Consider the following 24,528-nt stretch of genomic DNA (forward strand, 5'->3'; position numbering starts at 1 on the left):
TCACCTCCTGGCGGCGGCGACGAGCCGCTGCGTGTAGGGGTGGTGCGGGTCGTGGAACAGCTGGTCGGTGAGACCGCGCTCCACCACCCGCCCCAGCTGCATAACCATGGTCCGGTCGGTCAGCGCCTCGATCACCGCGAAGTCGTGGCTGACCACCACGGCCGCGACGGCCCGCTCCGCGAGCACCGCGCGCAACAGGTCCAGCACACCGGCGGCCACCGAGGCGTCCAGGCCGGTGGTCGGTTCGTCCAGCAGCAGCACCGGCGGCTCGGTGGCCAGCGCCTTGGCGATCTGCACCCGCTGGCGCATGCCGCCGGAGAAGGTGCGCACCGAGTCGTCCATCCGGGACAGCGGGATCTCCACCCGGTCCAGCAGCTCGGCGGCGCGGCGGCGGATGTCGTGGTAACCGCGCCAGCCCGCCGCGGTGAGCCGCTCGGCGATGTTCCCGCCGGCACTCACCCCCAGGTCCAGCCCCACCGCCGGGTTCTGGTGCACCACCGCCATGGTGGCGACCCGCAGCTGCCGTCGGTCCGGGCTGGACAGCCGCAGCACGTCGGTCCGCCCGTCGTCCACCTCGGCGAGCCGGACCTCGCCGCGGGTCGCGACCTCGTCACCGATCACGCAGGCCAGCACGGTCGACTTGCCGGAGCCAGACTCGCCGATCAGGCCGAGTGCCTCACCGGGAGCCACGTCGAACGACACGTCCCAGGCGGCCACCACGGCGCCGGTGGTAGGGCTGATCGCGGTGCCGTGCGCCGGTCCGGTACCGGCGACCGTGCCGTCCGGGTCGACTCCGACGGCGCCGAACACCTTGCCCATCCCGTCCACCCGCAATGCCCACTCCGGGCTGCCCGCCGAACGGACCCGGCGAGCCGGAGCCGGCCGAACCGGGGCGGTACGGGTGTCGAGCGCCCGCCGGCCCGGATCCGGGCGCAGGCTCAGCGGCGCCCGGTCGCGGTGCGCGGCGAGGTCGGCGTCCCCGGCCTGTACCCGGGCACACCACTCGGTATCGCTGCACACGTACCCGCCGCGCGCGCCGGCCTCCACCAGGAACGCGTCGTCGGAGCCGCAGCGCCGACACCGGGCACCCGGCGCATGCTCCACCTCGAACGGCACGTCGTCGAAGGCCAGCGGGGTGACGTCGGTGTGCGGCGGCACCGCGTAGATCCGCTTCTCCCGTCCGGCGCCGAACAGGTTCAGCTGCTCGCTCCGGTGCAGCCGGGGTACGTCCCAGCGCGGGATCGGCGTGGTGGCCATGACGTAGCGGCCGCCGACCAGCACCGGGTAGCCGGTGCTCTTGGTGATCATGCCGTTGCGCACCAGGTCCTCGTAGAGGCTGACCCACATCGCCGAGTAGTCCGCCTCCGCGTGCATCCGGGCACACTCGGCGACCGATTTCTGGACGCCGCGCAACGGTTCGGGCACCGGCACCTGGTAGACCAGCAGGTGCCCGGCGGTCATCGCTTCCTCGGGCACCCGGTGGCGGGTCTGCACGACCGTGGCCTCCCGGGTGTCGGCGGACTCGGCACAACCGGTGCTGGTCGCGATCAGCCGGCGCAGGTTCGCGGCGTTCACGCCGCCGTCGTCGCCCTGGTCGATGACCTTGACGGTGTCGTCCTCGCCGATCACGGCGAGCGTGACCTGCAACCCGCCGGACCCCCAGCCCCGCGCCACCGGCATCTCCCGGGACCCGAACGGCACCTGGTACCCGGGCACGCAGACGGCCGTCAGCGCGGCGCGGCGGATCTCCCGCTTGGCGCCCTCGTCGAGCAGCCCGACCGGTTCGGCGCCGGTGTCCAGCTCGGTGAGCAGTGCGCCGGTCGTGGTCATCAGCAGGCCCTCCCGGCCGGCTCGGACCGCCGAGCCGGCTCGTTGCGTGCGTTGGCCTGCAGCGCCTGTTTGCGCTCGACCATCGACCGGAACGTCACGTAGTGCGGCAGCTTCAGGTGTTCCAGGAAGCCGCCGGAGTCCAGCCCGTCGGTGGTGAGCAGCAGAAGTTGCTCCAGTGGACCGTTGCGGCCGAACCGGCGGTTGGCGATGTCCAGGTTCGCCATCGCGATGGCCTTGCGCTCGTTGTGCCCGAAACACAGCCCGTAGCCAACGTCGAACCGGGAGCGGTCCTCCTCGACACCGTCCAGGTCCTCGATCGCCTCCGCCTCGGTCACCCGGAACTCCCCGATCTGGACCGGGTTGCCGGTGTGCGGGTGGCGGACCCGCAGCGGCAGCCGCCCGTGCCGGACCTCGCCCAGGGTCACCTCGTGCAGATCGCCGTCCGGGCCGAGGATCGAGCGGTACCAGAGCGCCACCAGCGCGCCGGTCTCGGCGCGGGCCATCGCGGCCAGCGCCGCCGAGCGCGGGGCGGGCGGCCGGGCCGGGCTCCGGGTGATGTCGAACGGTTCCGGGTCGGTGCCGTCGCGGTGGTCCACCGCGAGGTCCAGCTCACGCAGCAGGTCCAGGAACCGGCGCGGGTGGCGCTGGGCATCAGTGCGTACCCGCGTCGAGGTGGCCCGGTTCGCGGTACCGTTCGTGGTGCCGTTCGTGGTGCCGTTCGTGGTGCCGGTCGGTGTCGGCCGGGTGGTCGGTTTCTCCAGCAGCCGACCGGTGTAGTCCGTCGTGCGCCCGAGCAGCTGCGGCCCGTCCGGCTCCCGGAACGCCGGCACGATGCGCCGCAGGATGAGCAGCTCGTCCGGGTCGACCGGTTCGCCGACCGCGAGGCGCGGCAGCGTGGACCGGTAGGCGCGCAACAGGTGCGACGCCTCCAGTGGGTCACCCTCCGCCTGCCGAAACGCGGCCGCGGCGCTGCCCTCGTCGTAGAGCCCCGCCTCGCCCATGACCCGGTCCACCGCCAGCCGGAACCGCGCGATCACCTGTTCGGTCGGCGCCCACGGAGCCGGCGACTGGTCCCGCGACCGTCGGACCAGGTCCTCGGCGGCCAGGATCGCGTCCAGGCCACCGCGTGCCCCCGAGTACCCCATCTCTAGTGCCCCCCGCCGGAAATCTGCGCAATAATTCCGGCACCCAGATGACGCCTGGCGGCGTTGCCGCCCTGGCGAATACCGCGGGACACTAGTTCCCCTCCTCCTCGACGGTGGTGCCGCGGGGCAGGCCGACCAGCCGGCCGTCCGGCGCGATCAGCAGCACGTCGATCCCGCTCGGGTAGCGCTGCACCACGTCCGCCCGGGCGGACACGAACCCGTCCGGCACACCGCTCGGGGCCACCGCCCGGCGCCCGGGCACCCCGGGTCCGGACAGCAGCCATCGCCGGGGCCCACCGGCCAACCCGAGCACCGGGACGGCGACCAATGCGGCGTCCTCGGGTGCCATCGGAGTGCCCCGGTGCAGCGCGCCGACCTCAGCTGGGGTGATCGGGCGCAGGGCCGCGACCAGCCGGGCACGCTCCAGCGGCACCTGGGGCGCCGACGTGGCGGTGCCCAACACCTCGCCCCAGCGCGTCGGCGTGTCAGCCCGATCCAGGACGCAGATCCCGGTTCCCAGGTCAGCGAGCGCCAGGATCGGCAGCAGGACGGGCGGCAGCCCGGCCGCATCGCTGGACCGGGGCACCGCGGTGACCGGCAGCCGAGCCGGCGCTCCGGGCCGTGCCAGCGCGTCCAACACGGCCCGGAAGACCTGCCGGGAGAGGGCCGGCGACAAGGCCGCTCGCGTGTCGGGGGTCAGGTCGGTGACGGTCAACTCAACTCCTCGAACTCGACGACGGTGGGCGCCAGCTGCGCCCATTCGCGGTCCGACCGCTCGGCCTCCCGGTCGGCCACCCGCTGGCAGAGCGCGGCCACCCGCTCGGCCATCGGGCCGCCGCCGCGGGCCTCGGCGTCCAGCAGCGCCGCCGCCAGCACCGCGGCACGGTCCTCACCCAGCCGCATCGCCCAGCCACGCTCCCCGGCCAGGTCCACCTCGGCCCGGCAGGCCAGGACGTCCCCCAGCAGGAAGCGGTGGCCTGCTACCGGTTCGCGCACCTGGGTGGACACACACCCGACCTCGGGCCCCACCAACACCCGCACCGGCGCACCGCCGGCCAGGCAGGCGTCAGCCAGCTCGCACAGCTCAGCCGACTCGGCCAAGGCCAGCAGCTCACACCGCTGCTCGGCACTCAAACCAGCTCTGAATGCACTGCTCACCCGCGTCATGACCGGGACACTGCGCCGCCAGCTGGTCCAAACAACTTCGGCCCGGCCACGACCACGGTGCCACCAGGTGAATACTCCCGGCGGTTGTATCGCCTCGTCGGGACAGACCGCGGCAGGGCACTAGTGTCCTGAGTCCGAACTCTGTCACCAGTCTCCGGCGCCCAGATGGCGCCTCGCGGCGTTGTCGTCGCGGCCGATACAACAGCGGTATCGGCCACTCCTCCGCCTTGCGATGCATCCATCTGGATCACCGGACACTGGCAACGAACCTCGGACTCAGGGCACTAGTCCAGGAGGTCCTCGATCATGATGGGGATGTGGCGGACCCGGGTGCCGGTGGCGTTGTAGATGGCGTTGGCGACGGCCGCCGCCACACCGACAGTGCCGATCTCGCCGATGCCCTTGGCACCGACAGCGTTGTGCAGCGTGTCCGGGTACTCGACGAAATGCACGTCGATGTCGGGGATGTCGGCGTTCACCGGCACCAGGTAGCCGGCGAAGTCGCCGTTGGCCAGCCGGCCGTTCTCCTCGATCTCCAGGCCCTCGTGCAACGCGGCCGAAACGCCCCAGATCATGCCGCCGATCAGCTGGCTGCGCGCCATCTGCTGGTTGATGATCCGGCCGGCGTCGAACACGCCGAGCAGCCGGGACACCCGCGCCTCCCGGGTCCACCGGTGCACCCGGACCTCGCAGAACTGGGCGCCGAACGAGCTGAACGAGTGCTTAGTCAGCTCCTCGCCGGGGGCGGACGAGCCCTTCGCGGAGAGCGAGGATCGGCCCATCGCCCGCAGCACCTCGCCGAACGTGAGCGCCGCGCCGGCGACCAGTACCTGACCGTCCGCGTAGGAGACCTCCCTGCCCTCGAATGGCGCACCCGGCGACGAGGCAAGGGCCTGCAGGTCGTCGAGGACCTTGGTCGCGGCGAGCATGATCGCGGTGCCCACGCTGGCGGTGGCGGTCGAGCCGCCGGACAGGCCACCGGGGGGCAGTGCCGAGTCGCCGAGCCTCGGCGTCACCCGCTCCGGCGCGATGTCCAGCGACTCGGCGCCGACCATGGACATGACCGTCAGCAGGCCGGTGCCAGGGTCCGCCCCGCTGGTGGTGACCTCGGCGGTGTCGTCGGCCAGCAGGGTGATCTCGACGGTGGCCGGGAAGCGCAGCGCGGGGAACATCGCGGTGGCCGTGCCGATGCCGACCAGCCAGTCGCCATCGGTGTGCCCGCGCGGTGAGCGCTGCGCCCAGCCGAACCGAGCCGCGCCGATCTGGAAGCACTCGTCGAGGTGCTTGCTCGACCACTGCAGGTCGTTGCCGGGCGGCGCGGCCGAGTTGTTCCGCATGCGCAGCTCGATCGGATCCATGCCCAGCTCGACCGCGAGCTCGTCGATCGCGCTCTCGAGCGCGAAGGACCCGGGTGCCTCGCCGGGCGCCCGCATGAACGTGGTCGGCGGGATGTGCAGCGGCACCATCTTCTGGCTGATCGCCAGGTTCTGGGTGGCGTACCACTCCCGCGAGGTGCCGTGCGAGGTCGGCTCGACGAACGACCGGTCCGCCGGCGTGCTGCAGATCGAGTCGTGCCGCAGCGCGATCAGCGTGCCGGTCCGGTCCGCGCCGAGGGTGATCGTCTGGACGGTCGCGGCCCGGCCGGCGGTGGCGGTGAAGACCTGCTCCCGGGTCAGCGCGGCCTTGACCGGCCGGTCGAGGATCCTGGCCGACGACGCCGCCAGGAACGCCGGTACGGAGGTGCGGCCCTTGCCACCGAACGCCCCGCCCACGAAGGGGTTCACCGCGTGCACCGACAGCGGCTCGGGCACCAGGGCAGCGGTCAGCTCGGACGCCTGCAGGTCGGAGCCCTGGTTGCCGCTGTAGATCGTCAGGCCGTCGGCGTCCCACACCGCCACCGCGGAGTGTGGCTCCATCGCGGCGTGGTTCTGGGTCGCGGTGGAGTACGTCGCCTCGACGACCACCGGGCTCGCCGCCAGCGCCTCCTCGATCGACTCCACCCCGTCGGCGAGGACCGTGATCGTCGGCGGCGCACCGTCCATGGCCGGCGGTGCGTCCTCGGCCGAGGCCAGGCCGTCCGTCAGCGAGGTCAGGGCCGGGCGGGCGTGGTAGGACACCTCGATGAGCATGGCGGCGTCCCTGGCCTGCTCGAAGGTCTCCGCCACCACAAAGCCGATCGGCTGGCCGTAGTAGGCGACCTCCCGGTCCTGCAGCGGAACCCAGGTCTCGCCCAGGAACGTTGCCGGCGTGCGCAGCTCCAGCGGGTCGAACGGCGAGTACACGCCGAGCACGCCCGGCGCGCTCTTCGCCGCCGTCACGTCCATCGCCGCGACCTCGCCGTGCGCGATCGTGCTGAGCAGCACGTACCCGTAGGCCATGCCGGGAAGGTTGTGGTCGGCGCCGTACCTGGCGCGGCCGGTGACCTTCAGTGCGCCGTCCAACCGGCTGGTCATCAGCGGTTCCCCTCGGTCAGTTCGAGCAGTGCGCGGACGACGGTCCGCTTGAGCAGGGACACCTTGAAACCGTTCGCGGACAACGGCGTGGCACCGTCGGCCGCCACGGATGCGGCGGCCTCGAAGGACTCCAGGCTCACCGGCGCGCCGCGCAACGCCGCCTCGACGGACTCCAGCCGCCACGGCACGGTGGCCACGCCGCCGACCGCCACCCGGGCGTCGACGATGCGCGCGTCCCGCACGTCCAGCGCGACCGCGGCGGAGCACAGCGCGAACTCGTAGGACTGCCGATCCCGCACCTTGACGTACGTCGACCGGGAAGCCCAGTCCAACCGAGGGACCAGGACCTCGGCGATCAGCTCACCGGGGCGCAGGTCGTTCTCCACCTCGGGGGAGTCACCCGGCGGGCGGTAGAAGTCGGCCAGCTCGACGGTGCGGCTTCCGGTGGCGCTGACCAGCCGGATCTGTGCGCCGAGCGCGACCAGGGCGACCGCCACGTCGCTGGCGTGGGTCGCCACACACGAGTCGCTCGTGCCCAGCAGGGCGTGCATCCGGTTGGCCCCCGAGACGGCGGGGCAGCCGCTGCCGGGATGCCGCTTGTTGCACGGCATGGCGACATCGCGGAAATACGTGCAGCGGGTGCGCTGCAACAGGTTGCCGCCGATGCTGGCCATGTTCCGCAGCTGCTGGGAAGCGCTCAACAGCAGGGCGCGGGAGATCACCGGGTATACGCCGGGGTGCGCCGCGATGTCGCTCATCCGCTCGAGCGCGCCGATCCGCAGCCCGTCGGTGGTGTTGATGCCGCGCAGTGGCAGCGCGTTGATGTCCTGGACGTGCCGCGGCGTGAGGACGTTGAGCTTCATCAGGTCGACCAGCGTGGTGCCGCCGGCGAGGAACGTGCCGGGCGCGGCGAGCGCGGCTTCGACTGTCGTGGGTGCCGTGAGCTCAAAGGGACGCATCAGCCCGCCTCGCCTGTTCGATTGCCGCGACGATGTTCGGGTAGGCCGAGCAGCGGCAGATGTTGCCGGACATGAACTCCCGGACGTCCTCGACGCCCTGCTCGATCGCGGCGACCGCCGACATGACCTGCCCGGGGGTGCAGAACCCGCACTGCAGGGCGTCCTGGTCGAGGAACGCCTGCTGGACCGGGTGCAGCTGGTCCCCTGTGGACAGTGCTTCCACCGTGGTCACCGGCTGTTTCACGGTGGCGGCCAGGGTGAGGCAGGAGAGCACCGGCCGGCCGCCGACGTGCACGGTGCAGGCACCGCACTGTCCTCGGTCGCAGCCCTTCTTGGGACCGGTGATGTCGAGGCGTTCCCGCAACGCGTCCAGCAGCGTCACGCCTGGGTCGACGCTCAGGTGGGCCGTACTACCGTTGACTATGAGAGAGATGTCCACTGATCTCTTTCCGCGGATCGCCCAGATAGGCGCCCGACAGGTGGCTCGTGGTGGTGGCGACGACGTCCGGTCTGCCGCCGAGCTGAACCGGATATTCATCCGCTTCACCCGGTGAGGCTAGCGGATTACAATCCGCTTCGCAACGAGTGCTGACCTCGGTGTAAGTCAGTCGACGTGGGTTACATTCCGCCACCAGCGAGCCAACACAGGGAGCGACGATGACGACGGGATCGGTCAGCCCCCGGCGCGCGGACACCCGGCGTAACCACGAGCGCATCCTCACCGTGGCGGCGGAGTCGCTGGCCCGGTCGGGCGAGGTCTCGTTCAACGCCATCGCGAAGGAGGCCGAGGTGGGAGTCGGCACGGTGTACCGGCATTTCCCCACCCCGGAAGCACTCATCCTCGCGGTCTACCAGCGCGAGGTGCGACACCTCGTCGACGTCGTACCGAGCCTGCTCGAGATCCACACCCCGGAACAGGCCTTCCGGATCTGGACGACCGATCACCTGGCGCGCTACATGATGACCAAGCGCGGCCTTGCCGACGCCCTGCGCGCCGCGACGGCGTCCCAGGCGTCCCACGGGGAACTGCCGGTGACCGCCCAGCAGGCCATGGTCGGCGCGGTCGCCACGCTGTTGAAGGCCAACGTCGAGGCCGGATCCGTCCGTGCGGACCTGGATCCGCAGACGGTCCTGCGCGGACTGGCCGGCCTGCTCTACCTCGACCCGAGCGGCGACTGGCGGACTCAGACGGTGAGTCTCACCGACCTGTTGTGGCGAGGAATGCACACCGACAACAGATGCGCCGGCCACTGATCCGTTGGCCGGCCAGGATCAGGCCAGGCCAAGGTGGGTGTCGTGGCCAGCGTGGCGAACACCGCCTGGGGCTGACCGACGGGCGGGGAGGTGACTTTTCGGGCAGCCTCCCCGCCTTTGTCGCGAACCGGAGAAATAGCGGGAGTCAATCAGCGGTGGTAGCGAAATCTCTGAGAAATAGCGCGCGAGCTGGTCGCCTTTTGATGCAACTCAGCTTGCATGTCCGGAAGCTTTGTTCCTGTTGGTCTCTCCAAGTGAATGATGCCAGCGAGGCGTCCGTGACACGCTCGCGGCGAACACGTAGCGATGCCTTGGCCAACCGTAAGCGAGTCCTCGAGGTGGCCAGCGAGGTGTTCGCCACCAAGGGATTGTCTGCCACCCTGGCCGACGTCGCCGCGGCCGCCGGCGTCGGAGTGGGCACGCTCTATCGCGGGTTCGAGAACAAGGACGAGCTGATCTACGTAGTCTACGAGCCGCGACTGCGTGACATCGAGATTAACGCTCGCCAGGTCGCCGAATCCGAGGACGCCTGGACCGGGCTGGTGCGGTTCATCGAGACGTCTGCCGACAACCCCGCACACGACATGGGAATGCGCCAGTTCGTCCTGGGCGGCACAACGACACACTGGGCTGGTCGCGTACCCCTCCGTCACGCAAACTCTTCGAACTGTTGGAACAGACCGACACACGGGTCCTGGCAGAACTCACTGGCCTTGTCGATCGCGCCAAGCAAGCGGGACAGCTGCGACAAGACTTCGAAGTCTCAGATATCCTGCTCGCTTCGGCGGCGATCCAATCCGCCGCGGACTTCGGCGGCACAAACCACCCGCGCCTCTACCGAAGGCTGATCGGGATACTGATCGACGGCCTTCGAACGAGCCGCTCGGAACCCACTCTGTTGTCCGAAGCCGCGGTAGGGCAGCGGAACCACAGGGAAAGTAACCGCACCACCCCGTGCAGGCAGGTTCAGCGGGCGACGCCGTAGGCGACCTGCCGCATCAGCGGGTCGTCCGAGGCGTTCATCCGCTCGCCCACCCGGCGGATCAGCTCGCCCACCGCCGTCTCACCCCACAACCACCGCTGCACCGCGTCCCCGGAGTCCTCCGGGCGCATGACGAACCGCGCCTCGGCGTAGAACGCCTTCAGGTCGTCACAGCACCAGCGGATGAAATAGGCCAACTCGGCCTCCGGCGGGCATTCCCGAGGACGGCTGGTGAGGTCTCCACCGGCCACCGCCTCCAGGAACCGCACCAGACCGCGGAACCGGGTCGGTGGCACCCCGGTCAGCCCGACCGAGCTCCGCCCGGTCCGGGCCACCCAACGTTCCTGGTAGTGCCGCATCTGGGTGACCTCATCCGCAACACCGACAGCCCGCACCGCGCCCTCGCCCAACGCGGAAGCCTGAACCGGCGCGCCGGGGACCTTGCCATCCACCTCGCCATCCACCTCGCCGGTCAGCTCGCGCAGCACCGGTGGCCGGTCCTCGAACAAGCCGAAGGCCGCGTCGAGCACCCTGCGCTGCTGGGCTGAGTCCCCCGGATTACCCAGCGGGAGGCCGAACGGGAACGGCACGTACAGGGCCCTCGGCGGCTTCAGCATCGCGCTGTGCTCCAGCACCATGCTGATCGAGACCGTCGCCAGACCAGCCGCTTCGAACGTGCGAGCGAGCACACCGACCGTGTGCGTACACAACGGTCAAGTGGGGGTCAGCAGGACAACGTCCACCCGGTCGCGCAGCAACTCCTCGGCGGCGCCGGCGGCCGACGACGCCAACGCGGGCTCCGGGTCATGCTGCGCCCCCATGAACGACAGGAACCTCGGCGCACGTTCCCCGATAACCCCCTCGGCCTCCAACTCCCGGAGCCGGTCGATCGGGAACACCACATTGATATCGCGCTGCATCGCGGTGCGGTCGAATCCGATACTCGTGTGACTCTGCACAATGTCCTGCGCCGAGACCTCCGACGGGATGACCCGGAAGCCCGGGTCCTCCCGGACGAAGGGCTCATCACCACGCCCGTGCAACCCGGCCGAGGTCACCAACGCAACCCGCGCCGAGGCCAACGTCACCGGGCCGGCATCCGGGCTGCTGTCGTACTCGGCGACCGGCTGGGCGCGCAGAACCGCCTGCATCTTGGGCGGTAGCCCGTCCAGGCGTGGCATTGCGCGACCTCCCGGCCATCGAACGTCAGTCAGTCGGACGCATGCCACTGCATTGTCACCGACCACGGCGGAGCGTCGGAAGGCGGCACATCCGTGTTCGCGGTCACGCGCCCTCAGTCGGTCGTCAGGGCGGCGCGCAGCACCGGCCCGATCTCGGCCGCCGCGTCCGGGCCGTACGCCACGCTCAGCCGCTCGGTCTCCTGAGCGGCGTCGATGGCCCACTCCTGGGTGCCGGTGGTCTCCAGCACCAGCGTGGCGAGCAGGGAGCCGAGCTGCGCGGCGCGCTCCACCCTGAGTCCGCCGTCGAGCCCGGCCAGGAAACCGGCCCGGAACGCGTCACCGCCGCCGGTCGGGTCCGCGATGTCGTGGGTCGGCACGACGTTGATGTGCAGGTCAGTACCGTCCCGGCCGACCAGTACCGAGCCCTTGTCGGACAGCGTGGTGATCCGCAGGCCGACCCGGTCGGTGAGCTCGGCCTCGCTCCAACCGGTCCGGCGGATGAGCAGCTCCCACTCGTACTCGTTGGTGAACAGGTACTTCGCCCCGTCCACCAGCGTCCGGCACTGCTCGGCGTCCAGTCGGGGCAGCTGCTGCGACGGGTCGGCGGCGAAGGGGATCCCCAGCTCTCGGGCCTCCCGGGTGTGCGCGACCATCGCGTTCGGGTCGTTCGCCCCGACCAGCACCAGCGTTATCCGGTGGCTCGCCACCAGCGGTTCCAGCGAGATCTCCCGGGCGTGGCTCATCGCTCCTGGGTAGAACGAGGCGATCTGGCACTGGTCCTCGTCGGTGGTGCAGGTGAACCGGGGGGTGTGCGCGGTGCCCACGGTGAACACGCCGGCACAGTCGACGCCGTGCCGCTCCAGCCAGTCCCGGTACTCGGCGAAGTCGGCCCCGACCGCGCCGACCAGCACCGGGCGCTGGCCGAGCACGCCCATTCCGAAGGCGATGTTGGCGCCCACCCCGCCCCGGCGGATCACCAGGTCGTCGACCAGGAAGCTCAGCGAGACCCGGTCGAGCTGCTCGGCAAGCAGTTGCTCGGCGAAGCGGCCGGGGAAGTGCATCAGGTGGTCGGTGGCGATCGAACCGGTGATGGCAGTGGTTCCGACTGGCATGGCTACTCCCGGATGGGCACGGCGCGGAACCCGAGCGGCGCCCGCGCGCCACCCGGTTACACCGTCGCTGGGGTCAGAAGATGATGGTGGTGCGCCCGTTCACGAGCACCCGGTCCTGCGCGTGCCAGGCCACCGCGCGGGCCAGCACGGCCCGCTCGATGTCGGCGCCCCGCTGAGGGAGCTCGCGGGCGGTGACCCGGTGGCTCACCCGGACCACGTCCTGCTCGATGATCGGACCCTCGTCCAGGTCCTCGGTGGCGTAGTGCGCGGTTGCCCCGATCAGCTTCACCCCGCGTTCCTTGGCACGCTCGTAGGGCCCGGCGCCGGCGAAGGCGGGCAGGAACGAGTGGTGAATGTTGATCACCGGCACGCCCACCGTGTCCAGGAAGCCGCCGGACAGGATCTGCATGTAGCGGGCCAGCACGACCAGGTCGACCCGCCCGCGTACCAGCGCCAGCTGGCGCGCCTCGGCCGCGGACTTGGTCGTCCTGCTGACCGGGATGTGCTCGAACGGCACCCCGAACGCGGCCACCTCCGGTGCCAGGTCGGCGTGGTTGGACACCACCTGGACAACCTCGATCGGCAGCTCGCCGCGCCGGGCCCGCCACAGCAGGTCGAGCAGGCAGTGGTCGTAGCGCGACACGAACAGCGCCACCCGCGTCGGTACCGAGGCGTCCCGCAGCTGGAAACGGGCACCGAGCGGATGGGCCACCTCGGCCGCGAAGGCGCGCTCCAACCCAGCCAGCTCGGCGGGCAGTCCGGGCAGGTGGAACACGATGCGCAGGAAGAACCGCCCGCCCCTTGGCCCGGTGGAGTACTGGTCGGACTGCAGGATGTTCGCGCCGCGCCGGTGCAGGAACGTGCTGATCTTCGAGACGATCCCCGGCCCGTCCACACAGGACACGACGAGCCGGCCGACGTCCCCGGCCGCGTCGGGGTCGGCTTGCCCGGTGGCCGAGGGCTGCTCGATCAGTACTGTCATGCTCAGTACCGGTAGTGCTCGGGCTTGAACGGGCCCTCGACGTCGACGCCGATGTACTCGGCCTGGTCCTTGGTGAGCGTGGTCAGCTCGCCGCCGAGGGCCAGGACGTGGATCCGGGCGACCTTCTCGTCGAGGATCTTGGGCAGCCGGTAGACGTCGCGGTTGTACTCCTCGTGCTTGGTGAACAGCTCGACCTGCGCGATCACCTGGTTGGCGAAGCTGTTGGACATCACGAAGCTGGGGTGGCCGGTGGCGTTGCCCAGGTTCATCAGCCGGCCCTCGGACAGCACGATGATCGAGTGCCCGTCCGGGAACACCCACTCGTCCACCTGCGGCTTGATGTTGATCCGGTGGATGCCCGGGTAGCGGGCCAGGCCGGCCATGTCGAGCTCGTTGTCGAAGTGCCCGACGTTGCCCAGGATCGCCTGGTGCTTCATCCTCGCCATGTGCTCGACGGTGACGATGTCCTTGTTGCCGGTGGTGGTGATGACCAGGTCCGCCCGGCCGATCACGTCGTCCAGCAGCGCGACCTGGAAACCCTCCAGCAGTGCCTGCAACGCGCAGATCGGGTCCACCTCGGCCACGATCACCCGGGCGCCCTGCCCGGACAGGGCCTCCGCCGAGCCCTTGCCGACATCGCCGAACCCGGCCACCACCGCGACCTTGCCGCCGATCAGCACGTCGGTACCCCGATTGATGCCGTCGATCAGCGAGTGCCGGATGCCGTACTTGTTGTCGAACTTCGACTTGGTCACCGAGTCGTTCACGTTGATCGCCGGGAACAACAGCTGCCCCTGCTCAGCGAGCTGATACAGCCGGTGCACGCCGGTGGTGGTCTCCTCGGTGACGCCGCGGATGTCGGCGGAGACCCGGGTCCAGCGCTGGGGGTCGGCGGCCAAGCTCCGGCGCAGCGTGTCCATGATGACCCGGAACTCCTCCGACGCGGTCAGGTCGTCGTCCTCGATCGACGGCACCACCCCGGTCGCCTCGAACTCCACCCCCTTGTGCACCAGCAGCGTCGCGTCGCCGCCGTCGTCCAGGATCATGTTCGGGCCGACCAGAGCGCCCTCGGCGTCGGTGAACAGGAACAGCTGCTCGGTGCACCACCAGTACTCCCCCAGCGACTCGCCCTTCCAGGCGAACACCGGTACCCCGGCTGGTGCCTCCGCCGTCCCGTGCGGGCCGACCACGGTCGCGGCGGCGGCGTGGTCCTGGGTGGAGAAGATGTTGCAGGACACCCACCGGACCTGCGCACCCATTGACACCAGCGTCTCGATCAGCACGGCGGTCTGCACCGTCATGTGCAGCGACCCGGCGATCCGGGCACCGTGCAACGGGCGAGCCTCGGCGTACTCCCGGCGCAGTGACATCAACCCGGGCATCTCGTGCTCGGCCAGCCGGATCTCCTTGCGGCCGAACTCGGCGAGCCCGAGGTCGGCCACCGCGAAGTCAAGCCCGTTGCGGCGCTGGTGCAGGGCGTGCCCGGGTGCTTCGGTGGTGGTCACGGTTGTTGTCACGGTTGTCGTCATGGTTTCCTTTCAGACCGAGACCGGCGCCATGGCCGGGGCGTCGGAGACGGTCAGTCCGGCGGCCCGGCGCAGCGCGTCGGCGCGGTCGGTGTGTTCCCAGGGCAGGTCGACGTCGGTACGGCCGAAATGCCCGTACGCCGAGGTCGGTGAGTAGATCGGCCGGTGCAGGTCCAGATAGCCGCGGAACGCGGCCGGGCGCAGGTCGAAGTGCTCGCTCACCAGGGCCTCGATCAAGTCCCGACCCACCCGCTCGGTACCGAACGTCTCGATCAGCACCGACACCGGCCGCGCCACCCCGATCGCATACGCCACCTGCACCTCCGCCCGCGCCGCCAACCCCGCCGCCACCACGTTCTTCGCCACGTACCGGGCGGCATAGGCCGCGGAACGGTCCACCTTCGACGGGTCCTTACCGGAGAACGCCCCACCGCCATGGCGGGCGAACCCACCGTAGGTATCCACGATGATCTTGCGGCCGGTCAGCCCGGCATCACCCACCGGGCCACCGATCACGAACCGCCCGGTCGGATTGACCAACAGATCCGCCCGCAACGCATCAGCGTCATAGAAATCCACCGGCAGCTCGTGGGTGACGACGTGGCGCCACAGATCCTCACGAATCTGCTCGGTACCGACCTCCTCCGCGTGCTGCGTGGAAATCAACACCCGCTCCACCCCGACCGGCACGTTCCCCCGGTAACGCACACTGACCTGCGTCTTCCCATCCGGGCGCAGATAACCCAGAGTGCCGTCCTTACGGACCGCCGCCAGCCGCCGCGACAGCCGGTGCGCCAACGCGATCGGCATCGGCATCAACTCGGGCGTCTCGTCGGTGGCGTAACCGAACATCATCCCCTGATCACCCGCACCGGCCCGGTCCAGCTCGTCATCCGAGAGCCTGCCCCGGTGCCCGTGCGCCCGGCTCTCCAAGGCCGAGTCGACGCCCTGGGCGATGTCCGGGGACTGCTTGTCCAGCGCCACCAACACCGCACAGCTATGCCCATCAAAACCGAACGCACCGTTGTCGTAGCCGATCCGGTTCACCGTGTCCCGCACGATCTGCGTGTAGTCCAACTGCCCCGGCGTCGTGATCTCCCCCGCCAACACCACCATCCCAGTAGTGATCAGCGTTTCACACGCCACCCTGGAGTACGGGTCACCGGTCAGAGCGGCATCCAGCACCGCATCCGATATCGCATCGGCCATCTTGTCCGGATGGCCCTCGGTCACCGACTCGGAGGTGAACAGGTACCCCCTCGGCTCCAGCTGCGTCATGGTCAGACTCCTTGCGAGACGGTGGTGCGGTCAGCGGGTTGGCTGGCTGACACGGCGGCGGTGTCGGCCGGCTCCGGGCGTTTCGGAGTGTCCGGGACGGGCCGGGGTGGCCCGGCGACCGGCTCCTGGGCAGCGAGCTCGGCCCGCACGGCCCGGGTGCCGAGCACCATGGCGGCCAGCTTCGCCCTGGCCACCGCCCCGGACACGTTGCGCAGACCGCAGTCCGGGTTGATCGTCAGGCGCTCGGCCGGGACCAGCTCGAGTGCGCTGCGGATCCGGGCGGCGATCAGCTCGGGCGTCTCGACCTCGGCGCTCTTCACGTCGATCACGCCGAGGCCGATCCCCCGGTCCCAGCCGAACTTGGCCACCACCGGCAGGTCCTGATAACCCTTGCGGGCAAACTCCAGCACCAGCTGATCCACGTGCGCGTCCAGGACGGCGGGGAACAGGAAGTCGTAGTGCCCCTCCCACAGCGGGCGGGCGTACCGGTTGCCGTAACAGACGTGCAGTGCCCAACCCACGTCCACGCCCTCGGTCACCACGTTGATCGCTTCCACCGCGGTGGCCACCTGGTCCGGGTAGCCGGCCAGGAACGGCTCGTCGATCTGCAACAGCACCGCGCCGCGGTCGGCCAGCGCCCTCGCCTCGGCGTTGAGCACCCGGGCCATCGCCAGCACCAACTCGCGCTGCTCCGGGTAGGCCTCGTTGCGCACCCGGTGAGCGAGTGAGAACGGCCCGGTGAAGGAGAACTTGATCGGACCCGTGCACTGGGACGCGGTGAACGCGAAGTCGTCCGCAAGTCCGATCGGCGCGTCCCGGGACGGCGCCAGCGGGGCGGTCAGCCGGGCCCGGTAGTAGTCGAAGTAGAAGTCCTTGGCCCTCTCGGCGATCTCGACGCCGGGCATCCTGGCCAGGAAGTAGTCGATGTCGTTGTCCCGGCGCAGCTCGCCGTCGGAGACGATATCGATCCCGGCCAGCTCCTGATCCCGCAGCGCCGCCTTGATCGCCATCTCGTGCAGGTCGTCCACCTGCGCCTGGCTCATTCGACCGCGGTAGTAGTCGGTCTTGAGCCGCTCCATCCACTCCGGTACCGGGTAGGACCCGACCACCGAGGTAGGCAGAGTAGGCAGAGTAGGCAGCCCGGGCAGCACGCGCATCAGTCCATCACCTGCGCGGTCATCGTGATGATGTTGCCGCCGCCCCGGTGGGCGAACGGTGCGTAGTGCACCTCGAAGCCCTTGCGCCGCCCGACGTGCGCCAGCAGCGGCCCGTTGACCCAGTTCACCACCGACCCGTCGTACTTGCCGGGGCCGCGGAAGTTCGTGCGGTAGGCCTGTACATCGGTGACGAACAGGTCGTGACAGACCAACTTGCCGAACGGGTGCAGCAGCTTCAGGCTGTCAGTGAAGCTGGCCAGTGCACCGTTGTTGACGTGCATCCGAACGTCCGCCCCGGACTCCAGCAGCGGCCGCAACGTCTCCCCGTTGACCGAAGGGGCCAGCTCGTACAGGTCGAGGCCGGTGAGCGGCACATAGCGCTCGGCCAGTCGCAGCGCGCTCCACACCTCACGCCAGAACAGCACCGCCGCATCCACGTCGGCGAACAGCGCCGGCGCGGCATCCGCCAACAGCGCCGGGCCAAGCCTGGGCAGCTTGCGCACCAGTGCGGCCAGCTCGTCGACCGACACCGGGGCGGGTGCTGACACCGACAGCAACTCGACCAGCCGCGCCGCCTCGGCCGCCGGCAGGAAGGCGCGGGTCTGCACCTGGTAAGTGCGCCCGCCCAGCTGGGTCACCTCGTCGGTCGGCAGGTTGTCGTAGACATTGGAGATGTAGACCAGGAACACCTTCTGCCGCAGGAAGCCCAGCGACCGGCTGGGGCGGGTGGCGTCCAGCGCAAAGGTGCTGATGTGCCCGAGATGCTCGGCGACGGCCTCCCTGGCCAGGTCCAGGACGTGCGGGGAGTAGTCGCACATCAGATAGTGCAGCCGCCGGTAGTAGCCCCGGCCGTGCTGGGCGTCCAGCGCGCGCAGCTCGTCGAGGAACACCTTCGCCTGCCCGCCGTTGCCCACTCCGAGCTCCACGACGTAGAGCTCCTCGGGCAGCGCACCGGACGCGGCCAGCCGGTCCCACACCGCGAACAACTCGCCGATCAGCCCGCGAGCGGCATCCTGGTTGCGCGCATCGCTCTCGCCTCCCGGCAGTGCCTGCTCGTAGCCACGCCCGGTCGACTTCTCCCACAGATCCAGGTCACGCCAGTACAGCGAGTTGTAGTCCCAGATCAGGGACGCGCTTCCCGGCCCGAACCCCTCCAGCCACACCCGGTCGCCGCTGCCTCCGGCGGCGCGATCGCGCAGCAACGCGGCGGCCCGCTGTTTGAGCGACGGGTCGGCGCCGCGCCTGACGTCGATGGCGATCTCCATCTGCTCCTCGCGCCCCCCGACCGGCAGCACGGCGGGGTCGGTGCCGGCATGGCGCTGTACCAGCCCGAGGATCGGCCGCAGGTCGACCGGTTCCCGGAAGTTCTGCTTGTACTGCACCCAGTCACAGACCACCCTGACCTTGTCGAGATCCGCTGAGTCCTCGCTCAACGCCTGCACGAGCGGCCCGAGCGAGGCGCCGATGTCCGGCGGCTTGCTACCCCGGAGCCTGGCGTGCGGTCGGAAGTCAACCAACATGACCGATGCCTTCCCTGGTCGATACGGCGGTGGACGAGAGTGACGGGTGGAGGTCGGGCTGGGCGGCCGGGCCCACCCCGGCGCGGCGCACGATGTCCGGCACCCCGCGCTCGTAGCCGAAGGCCATCAGGTGCACCCCGGCCACCCCGGGGATGTCCCGCAACCGCTGGATCGTCTCGATACACAGTGAGATTCCCTCGTCGGCGACGCGGTCGCCGGGAATCCCACGCAGCCTGCGCTCCACCTGCTCCGGGATGTGGATACCCGGCACACCGGTTCGCAGGAACTCCAGTACCCGCAGCGAGCGAATCGGGCCGACGCCGGCGAGCACCCAGCACCGCTCGGTCACCCCCAGCTCACGCAGCCGCGCCATCCACCGCTCGAACGCCTCGACGTCGAACACGTACTGGGTCTGGACGAACTCGGCTCCGGCCGCCACCTTCTTGGCGAGTCGCCGGGCCCGGAACTCGGCGGGCGGCGCGAACGGGTTCTCCACGGTGCCGATCAGCCAGTTGGGCCGTACCGACAACGGCAGCCCGGACATCAGCACGCCCTCGTCGCGCAGCGTGCGGGCCAACCAGGTCAGCTGCACGCCGTCCAGGTCGAACACCGGTTTCGCGTCCGGGTGGTCGCCGAATCGGGGGTGGTCCCCGGTCAGCAGCAGCACGTTGGGGATGCCCAGCGCGCCGGCGGTCAGCAGGTCGGACTGTAGGCCGATCCGGTTGCGGTCCCGGCAGGTCAGCTGCATCACCGGTTCGAGGCCGGCCCGCATCGCCAGCACGCTGCCACCCAGGCTGGACAGCCGCACATGCGCGCCTTGGTTGTCGGTCACGTTCGCCGCATCCACCCAACCGCGTAGCAACTCCGCCTTCCGCTCGACCGCGCCCGGGTCGGCGCCACGCGGCGGTCCGATCTCCGCGGTCACCGCGAAACGTCCGGAATCCAGGACCGCTCGCAGCCCGCTCACCGTGCGCACTCAGGTACCAATTCGCATTCCAGAGGCGCGGCAACCCGCGGAGAATCGATGAGCATGTTGCCCGGCTCCCTCTCGAACAAGTATCAAATCGACTTACAGAATCGCACCGGTGAACTGTGCCTGTCTCCGGGCGAACAGCCAAGATCCGAGGGTGCAAACTTGTCGATTTACACAGTCGATCTACGTGAATGGCTTAGCCGAGGGATCCGTTCCGAACGGCCGTTCTTGCCCGCTACTCAGCGGCGCCTCGCTGTCCAGGAGGGCCCGGGCGACTACAGGGCGCAATTCTTTCGGCACACCGAATTTAGATGCCCGTAGGTGAGCAACGGCCGCACGCAATTCAGAAACCTCTCGCCGAAGTGCAGCGATTGTCTCCTGGCAGTCGCACGGCCGCCCGACCTGGAGAGACTGAGAGATGCGGTCCAGCTCGCGCAGCACCGGAGCCAGGGGCGTCTCATCCCGAGTGGCGCTCATTTCTCTCCCCGATCTGAGCGGCAACTACCTCATCTACCCTAGCTAAAGGGATCGGTGCGGGATATGTGCGGAGAGCCAACGTCGGGCCACGCACAATTGGGGATCCAGACAAGCGCGTCTCCCCCGCTCGAGCCCGCCGCCGCACAGACCCCGTACCGCCCGCACAGACCGTGCACGGCCTGTGCCGCCCACAGCAGGTCTGTGCGAGCCGGGGAGACTGCCTCGATCTCGGCGCGGAGTTCGACGTTGTACGCCGCTGCGGCGACGGATCGAGGACGCGCTCGACCTGATCGACGTCGAGTAGGGGCCAGCACGGCGCAGGTCGACGCAGCGGTTCGAGCCCAGCCACCTGTCGAGTGGCGCTGCCGGGAGCAAGGTCCGTTGTCGGGCGATGTGATCCAGGCTACGTCGATACCCGGAATCGAGCGGGTGTTCCTACTGTTGGCAAGTGGGGGTGTGTCCCCAGATCCGCCCGGTGTCGTGCGGTGCTCAATTCGCTGACATTGGGGGATCTCTATGGCCAGTGCGCGTGTTGATGAGGTGCCGCTGCGGCCGGAGCTGACCGGGACCGGCCCGGACCAGCCGTCGACGCGAGCCGCGCCGACATCAACTCCACGGAGTCAGCCGCGGCCCGCTCCCCCACCGCCCAAGGAGAGAGGCTGGGGACTACCGCTCGCGATCCTGATCGTCGGGATGTTCATGTCGGTTCTCGACACCAGCATCGTCAACGTGGCCATCCCGGTAATCCAGAAGCAGTTCGGGGTCAGCACCGACCAGGCACAGTGGATCACCACTTCCTACAGCCTGTGCGAGGGCGTGGTCGTGCCGGCCAGCGCCTGGCTGGGCGAGCGGATCGGGCTACGGCGACTCTATATCTGGTCCATGCTCGGCTTTGCCGCGATCTCCGCGCTGTGCGGACTGTCCGGCAACCTCGAGACGATGGTCCTGTTCCGGATTCTGCAGGCCATCCCAGGTGGCGTCATCCAGGTCACCTGCCTGACAATGATCTACCGGATCGTGCCGCCGCAAAAGATCGGCGCCGCCATGGGCCTGTTCGGGCTCGGCGTGGTCGTGGCGCCCGGTATCGGACCGTCGCTGGGCGGTTACCTGGTCGAGTACATCGACTGGCGGTTGATCTACTACATCAACGTGCCGATCGGCATCCTCGGCACAATCGCCGCGATCGTGGTGCTCCCACGCATCGTGGGCTCCCGGGGTCACCGGTTCGACCTACCCGGATTTGTCTGCATCGCGGCCGCCTGTTTCGCCTTGCTGCTGGCCACCTCGGAGGGCCCGACCTGGGGCTGGCCCAGCTACTCGATCCTGATCCTGTTCGCCGCCGCGATCAACCTGATCGCGTTGTTCGTGGTCCGCGCACTGCAGAGCGCGCACCCATTGCTGGACGTCAGCGTCTTCAGGAGCAGGCCGTTCGTGATCTCGCTGATCCTGACAGTGTTCCTCTGCAGCGGGTTGTTCGCGATCGTGTTCTACATCCCGCAATTCCTACAGAATGGGCAGAGCCTGACCCCGTGGCACACCGGCCTGGTGTTGGTGCCGCAAGCCATGATGATGGTGGTCCTGATGCCGGTGGCCGGGCGGCTCTACGACCGGTTCGGTGCGCGCTGGCCGGCGTTCGGCGGGTCGTTGCTGGTCGGCGTCGGTTCGCTGCTGCTGAGCCGGGTCAATGTCGACATAGGCCGGCCAGAGCTGATCCTCTACCTGATGATCTGGGCCAGTGGCCTCGGGGTCGCGATGATGCCGGTCATGACCGGTGGGATCTCCTCGCTGCCGCCAGCGCTCATCAACTCCGGCAGCACGTTCAGCACGCTGACCCAGCGGGTGGCCATGGCACTCGGCCTGGCCGTCCTCACCGCCATGGCGACGACCCAGCAACGCCAGCTCATGGCAGACCGGTCGGCACTGCTGTCCGGTGTGGGCGCCGACGTCAACCCGCGGATCCTGGAAATGCAGAAGCAGGGACCGAGCGGGCTGCTGCCACTGTGGGAACAGCTGCAGAGCCAGGTCGCTGCCCAGACGTACAGCAATGTCTTCCTGGTCTGCGCGGTGCTCGGCTTCCTCGGTGCCGCCATGTCCTTCCTGCTCCCGGGCGGCGCCCCCGCTGCCGGCGAGAAACCCGTGGTCCATTGACCAGGCCAGAGATCAACCGGGTCTTGGGCGCGCGGTGACGCACCGTGTTCTCGTGACAACTGGGCGTGCACTCGTGTGACCTAGGACGGATGCCCGTATCCCAGGCACCGGCGACTCGTCATACACCGTGGCGTACCTTTCCACGCGAATCCGACGGAGGCCGATGAAGTCCCAGAGACCCGCCTGGAAGCAGCCGGCACGGCGGTGGGTCGTCTCGCTCGGGCTCGCGGTGGTCACCTTCGGGGCGTTGACCACTCCAGCCTTCGCCGACGACGACAACGCCGACGACAACACCGGCACCGACCAGAACGCGGTCGCCGCCGCCATGGCCGCGCCGTTGGTGGCCGGAACTCCCTGCACCATCACCGCCCGGGCCTGCGTGGATCTGGACTCACAGCGAGCCTGGCTGTTCGCCGACGGGGCGATCGTGCGGGGGCCGGTTAGAGTCGCCTCGGGCGGCAACGGCAAGGCCACCCCGGTCGGGCACTCGCTGCGGGTCTACCGCAAGGACGCCACACACAAGAGCCTGGAGTCACGGCTCAAGAACGGTCAACCGGCCCCGATGCCCTGGTCGGTGTTCTTCGCCGACGGGGGCATCGCCTTCCACTCCGGCAGCCCCGGCCGCTCCTCCTCGGGCTGCATCCACCTCAACGACCCCGACGCCCGCGCCTGGTTCAACTACATGGCCATCGGCGACCAGGTTCAGGTGGTGAAGGCCTCCCAGGAGCTGCCAAGGCATAAGGGGCAGCCGGCGGTCAGCAAGAAACCGGGCCAGATCGATCCGCTCCGAGGGCTCCACGACGACTCCACCGCCAACTCCGACGACAACTCCGGTGGGTCCGACTCGGACGACAACTCCGGCGACTCCGACGACGGCGGCTGATCCGCAGGTCAGAGATCGGGTCCGCGACTGTAGCCGGCTTGAACCATGCCGGTGTGTTACGTCGCGGATCAGATGGGTTTGGCAGGCGATGGGGGTATGGGATCTCGGTCGGCCGGTTGAGTACCGGTGAGTGGTGCGGTGCGCCTTCGCCGGCTCCCCGCAAGTACCCGTCGAACGATGCTGGGGCGTAGGAGTTTTCGTGGTGGGTCCACGAGCCAGCTGACCCGAGCGAACTGCTCGACGAGCGCTGAGTCGTCCCTGGCGGCGGCAAATAGGCGGTCGAGGTAGGCGTTCGCCAGCCGAGCGGTCAATGGGAGCCGTCCTGACACCTGGGGCAGGGCGAGGTCACCGCCGAGCACGAGCTGCCAGGCGGTGTCGATGGACCTCGCGGCGGCACGGAAGAACCGTCGGGGCAAGTCCGTATCGCCCTCGGCCAGGCAGTCGCGCAGCGCGTAGGCCTGCAACGTCGCAACGGTCATGCCTTGGCCGTACACGGGGTTGAAGCTGCACAGTGCGTCACCGAACACCAGGAGCCCGGCGGGGAACTGAGACATCCGCTCGTAGCGTCGCCGCAGGTTGGCGGGGAACCGGTGCGGGACAAGCTCGTCCAGGAGCTCCGCGTCGCGGATAGCAGCGAAGATGTGCGGTGGGGCGATCTCCTGGGCGAACTGGAGGAACCCCCGCGGATCGGTGGGCGGGTGGTGGCCGCCGTAGCCGCCCAACGTGAGCGTCCACCGGTCGTCCTCCTCAGCGAGCAGGAACAGCGTCGTGGGCCTGGCCGGCACCGCGCCGATGATGACCATCTTGACCCGGCCCAACGACGCCGGGGCCACGCGCAGGTGCCGGGAGACGTACTTGATGTCGATTGGCACCTGTTCCTCAGGCGGTGGCTGATAGCCCAGCTCGGACAGCCAGGTCCTCGCACGTCCGCTCCGGCCGGTCGCGTCCACGACCAGGTCGGCCTCGATGCTGTCCTCGACGCCACCGTTGCGCAGGAGCCGCACTCCGGTCACCCGCCGGTGGCCGTCGTTGGTGGTCAGGCCGACGGCCTCGCAGCTGGGGATGATCTCGACGTTCGGCAATGCGCGCAGCCGGGTTCGCACGCTGTGCTCCAGGTGTGCCCGGCTCGGTTGGTACATCGCGAAGGGCGACAGGGGATGGTCCGCCGAGCACAGCAGGTGCCCACCCGTGCAGAAGTAGAACTCGGCCATGTCGTGGAGCACCGGTACTCCGCTGGCCGCCAGCTCGGACAGAATTCCCGGGAACAGCTCCTCGATTATCTGAGCCCCTCGGGGAAGCAGTGCGTGGGCGTGGCGTCCCTGCGGAACACCTCGCCGAACGGCGCCCACCTCGGGCAGAACGTCGCGATCGACCACTGTGACCTGCTGAAAGGTCTGTGCCAGCACTGCGCCGGCACACAGGCCACCCATGCTCGCCCCGAGGACCACGCCGTGGTCGCCAAGCCCGTACATCGCCATCCCAAGCTCCACCAGAGCTGCCG

General features: G+C 69.5%; 21 protein-coding genes and 1 pseudogene. 5 read left to right on the forward strand and 17 right to left on the reverse strand.

Annotation, left to right across the window (positions count from 1 at the left end; translation table 11 throughout):
• The 7 genes from ACTXG6_RS31330 to ACTXG6_RS31360 all read right to left on the reverse strand — a co-directional run bounded on the left by ACTXG6_RS31330 (nucleotide 1) and on the right by ACTXG6_RS31360 (nucleotide 7,993).
• Nucleotides 1-1,830, reverse strand: coding sequence for an alpha-D-ribose 1-methylphosphonate 5-phosphate C-P-lyase PhnJ (locus ACTXG6_RS31330; RefSeq protein ID WP_445183010.1), 1,830 nt, complete (start codon nucleotides 1,828-1,830; stop codon nucleotides 1-3).
• Nucleotides 1,830-2,975, reverse strand: coding sequence for a carbon-phosphorus lyase complex subunit PhnI (locus tag ACTXG6_RS31335; RefSeq protein WP_445183011.1), 1,146 nt, complete (start codon nucleotides 2,973-2,975; stop codon nucleotides 1,830-1,832). The genes ACTXG6_RS31330 and ACTXG6_RS31335 overlap by 1 nt, the downstream gene beginning before the upstream one ends.
• Before the next feature lie 91 nt (nucleotides 2,976-3,066).
• The gene (phnH, locus tag ACTXG6_RS31340) at nucleotides 3,067-3,690 is read right to left on the reverse strand and encodes a phosphonate C-P lyase system protein PhnH (RefSeq protein WP_445183012.1); all 624 of its coding nucleotides are present in this window, start codon (nucleotides 3,688-3,690) and stop codon (nucleotides 3,067-3,069) included.
• Nucleotides 3,687-4,109 (reverse strand): phosphonate C-P lyase system protein PhnG, encoded by a 423-nt coding sequence (locus tag ACTXG6_RS31345; RefSeq protein ID WP_445183013.1) that lies wholly within the window; start codon nucleotides 4,107-4,109, stop codon nucleotides 3,687-3,689. Before ACTXG6_RS31345 ends, phnH begins: the two co-directional genes overlap by 4 nt.
• Before the next feature lie 317 nt (nucleotides 4,110-4,426).
• A complete protein-coding gene (locus tag ACTXG6_RS31350) occupies nucleotides 4,427-6,595 on the reverse strand; it encodes a xanthine dehydrogenase family protein molybdopterin-binding subunit (protein WP_445183014.1) in 2,169 nt (722 codons plus the stop codon).
• Nucleotides 6,595-7,554 (reverse strand): FAD binding domain-containing protein, encoded by a 960-nt coding sequence (locus tag ACTXG6_RS31355; protein ID WP_445183015.1) that lies wholly within the window; start codon nucleotides 7,552-7,554, stop codon nucleotides 6,595-6,597. Before ACTXG6_RS31355 ends, ACTXG6_RS31350 begins: the two co-directional genes overlap by 1 nt.
• Complete coding sequence (locus ACTXG6_RS31360) at nucleotides 7,541-7,993, reverse strand: (2Fe-2S)-binding protein (protein WP_445183016.1); 453 nt, start codon at nucleotides 7,991-7,993, stop codon at nucleotides 7,541-7,543. The genes ACTXG6_RS31355 and ACTXG6_RS31360 overlap by 14 nt, the downstream gene beginning before the upstream one ends.
• Nucleotides 7,994-8,211: 218 nt before the next feature.
• Between ACTXG6_RS31360 and ACTXG6_RS31365 the strand changes: the two genes are divergently transcribed.
• The 3 genes and pseudogenes from ACTXG6_RS31365 (at nucleotide 8,212) to ACTXG6_RS31375 (ending at nucleotide 9,793) form a co-directional block, all read left to right on the forward strand.
• The gene (locus ACTXG6_RS31365; RefSeq protein ID WP_445183017.1) at nucleotides 8,212-8,808 is read left to right on the forward strand and encodes a TetR/AcrR family transcriptional regulator; all 597 of its coding nucleotides are present in this window, start codon (nucleotides 8,212-8,214) and stop codon (nucleotides 8,806-8,808) included.
• 203 nt (nucleotides 8,809-9,011) lie between these two features.
• Nucleotides 9,012-9,254 (forward strand): annotated as a pseudogene (locus ACTXG6_RS31370) (TetR family transcriptional regulator); the annotation flags it as partial.
• A 224-nt stretch (nucleotides 9,255-9,478) separates the two neighbouring features.
• Complete coding sequence (locus ACTXG6_RS31375; protein ID WP_445183018.1) at nucleotides 9,479-9,793, forward strand: SbtR family transcriptional regulator; 315 nt, start codon at nucleotides 9,479-9,481, stop codon at nucleotides 9,791-9,793.
• Here the strand turns inward: ACTXG6_RS31375 and ACTXG6_RS31380 are convergent.
• From ACTXG6_RS31380 to ACTXG6_RS31420, 9 genes are all read right to left on the reverse strand, one after another.
• Complete coding sequence (locus tag ACTXG6_RS31380; RefSeq protein ID WP_445183019.1) at nucleotides 9,775-10,479, reverse strand: hypothetical protein; 705 nt, start codon at nucleotides 10,477-10,479, stop codon at nucleotides 9,775-9,777. The genes ACTXG6_RS31375 and ACTXG6_RS31380 overlap by 19 nt on opposite strands.
• Before the next feature lie 24 nt (nucleotides 10,480-10,503).
• Nucleotides 10,504-10,971, reverse strand: a complete 468-nt coding sequence (locus tag ACTXG6_RS31385) for a glycine/sarcosine/betaine reductase selenoprotein B family protein (RefSeq protein WP_445183020.1) — start codon at nucleotides 10,969-10,971, stop codon at nucleotides 10,504-10,506.
• Nucleotides 10,972-11,084: 113 nt separating this feature from the next.
• Nucleotides 11,085-12,083 (reverse strand): carbohydrate kinase family protein, encoded by a 999-nt coding sequence (locus ACTXG6_RS31390; protein WP_445183021.1) that lies wholly within the window; start codon nucleotides 12,081-12,083, stop codon nucleotides 11,085-11,087.
• 73 nt (nucleotides 12,084-12,156) lie between these two features.
• The gene (gene purU, locus ACTXG6_RS31395) at nucleotides 12,157-13,065 is read right to left on the reverse strand and encodes a formyltetrahydrofolate deformylase (RefSeq protein ID WP_445183022.1); all 909 of its coding nucleotides are present in this window, start codon (nucleotides 13,063-13,065) and stop codon (nucleotides 12,157-12,159) included.
• Nucleotides 13,066-13,067: 2 nt separating this feature from the next.
• Nucleotides 13,068-14,594, reverse strand: a complete 1,527-nt coding sequence (gene ahcY / locus ACTXG6_RS31400) for an adenosylhomocysteinase (protein ID WP_445183023.1) — start codon at nucleotides 14,592-14,594, stop codon at nucleotides 13,068-13,070.
• 9 nt (nucleotides 14,595-14,603) lie between these two features.
• The gene (gene metK, locus ACTXG6_RS31405) at nucleotides 14,604-15,869 is read right to left on the reverse strand and encodes a methionine adenosyltransferase (RefSeq protein WP_445183024.1); all 1,266 of its coding nucleotides are present in this window, start codon (nucleotides 15,867-15,869) and stop codon (nucleotides 14,604-14,606) included.
• Between the two features lie 2 nt (nucleotides 15,870-15,871).
• Nucleotides 15,872-17,026, reverse strand: a complete 1,155-nt coding sequence (locus ACTXG6_RS31410) for a hypothetical protein (RefSeq protein ID WP_445183025.1) — start codon at nucleotides 17,024-17,026, stop codon at nucleotides 15,872-15,874.
• Nucleotides 17,026-18,546, reverse strand: a complete 1,521-nt coding sequence (locus ACTXG6_RS31415) for a hypothetical protein (protein ID WP_445183026.1) — start codon at nucleotides 18,544-18,546, stop codon at nucleotides 17,026-17,028. The genes ACTXG6_RS31410 and ACTXG6_RS31415 overlap by 1 nt, the downstream gene beginning before the upstream one ends.
• A complete protein-coding gene (locus tag ACTXG6_RS31420) occupies nucleotides 18,536-19,513 on the reverse strand; it encodes a methylenetetrahydrofolate reductase (protein WP_445183027.1) in 978 nt (325 codons plus the stop codon). The genes ACTXG6_RS31415 and ACTXG6_RS31420 overlap by 11 nt, the downstream gene beginning before the upstream one ends.
• A gap of 999 nt (nucleotides 19,514-20,512) precedes the next feature.
• Here ACTXG6_RS31420 and ACTXG6_RS31425 point away from each other — a divergent pair.
• A complete protein-coding gene (locus tag ACTXG6_RS31425) occupies nucleotides 20,513-22,144 on the forward strand; it encodes an MDR family MFS transporter (RefSeq protein WP_445183028.1) in 1,632 nt (543 codons plus the stop codon).
• 163 nt (nucleotides 22,145-22,307) lie between these two features.
• Entirely contained in the window at nucleotides 22,308-23,027 is a 720-nt protein-coding gene (locus tag ACTXG6_RS31430) for a L,D-transpeptidase (RefSeq protein ID WP_445183029.1), read from the forward strand.
• Nucleotides 23,028-23,095: 68 nt separating this feature from the next.
• On the opposite strand, the gene ACTXG6_RS31435 is transcribed toward ACTXG6_RS31430, so the two are convergent.
• Entirely contained in the window at nucleotides 23,096-24,505 is a 1,410-nt protein-coding gene (locus tag ACTXG6_RS31435; RefSeq protein ID WP_445183030.1) for an FAD-dependent oxidoreductase, read from the reverse strand.
• Between the last annotated feature and the right edge of the window lie 23 nt (nucleotides 24,506-24,528).

The organism is Pseudonocardia sp. Cha107L01 (assembly GCF_052566575.1).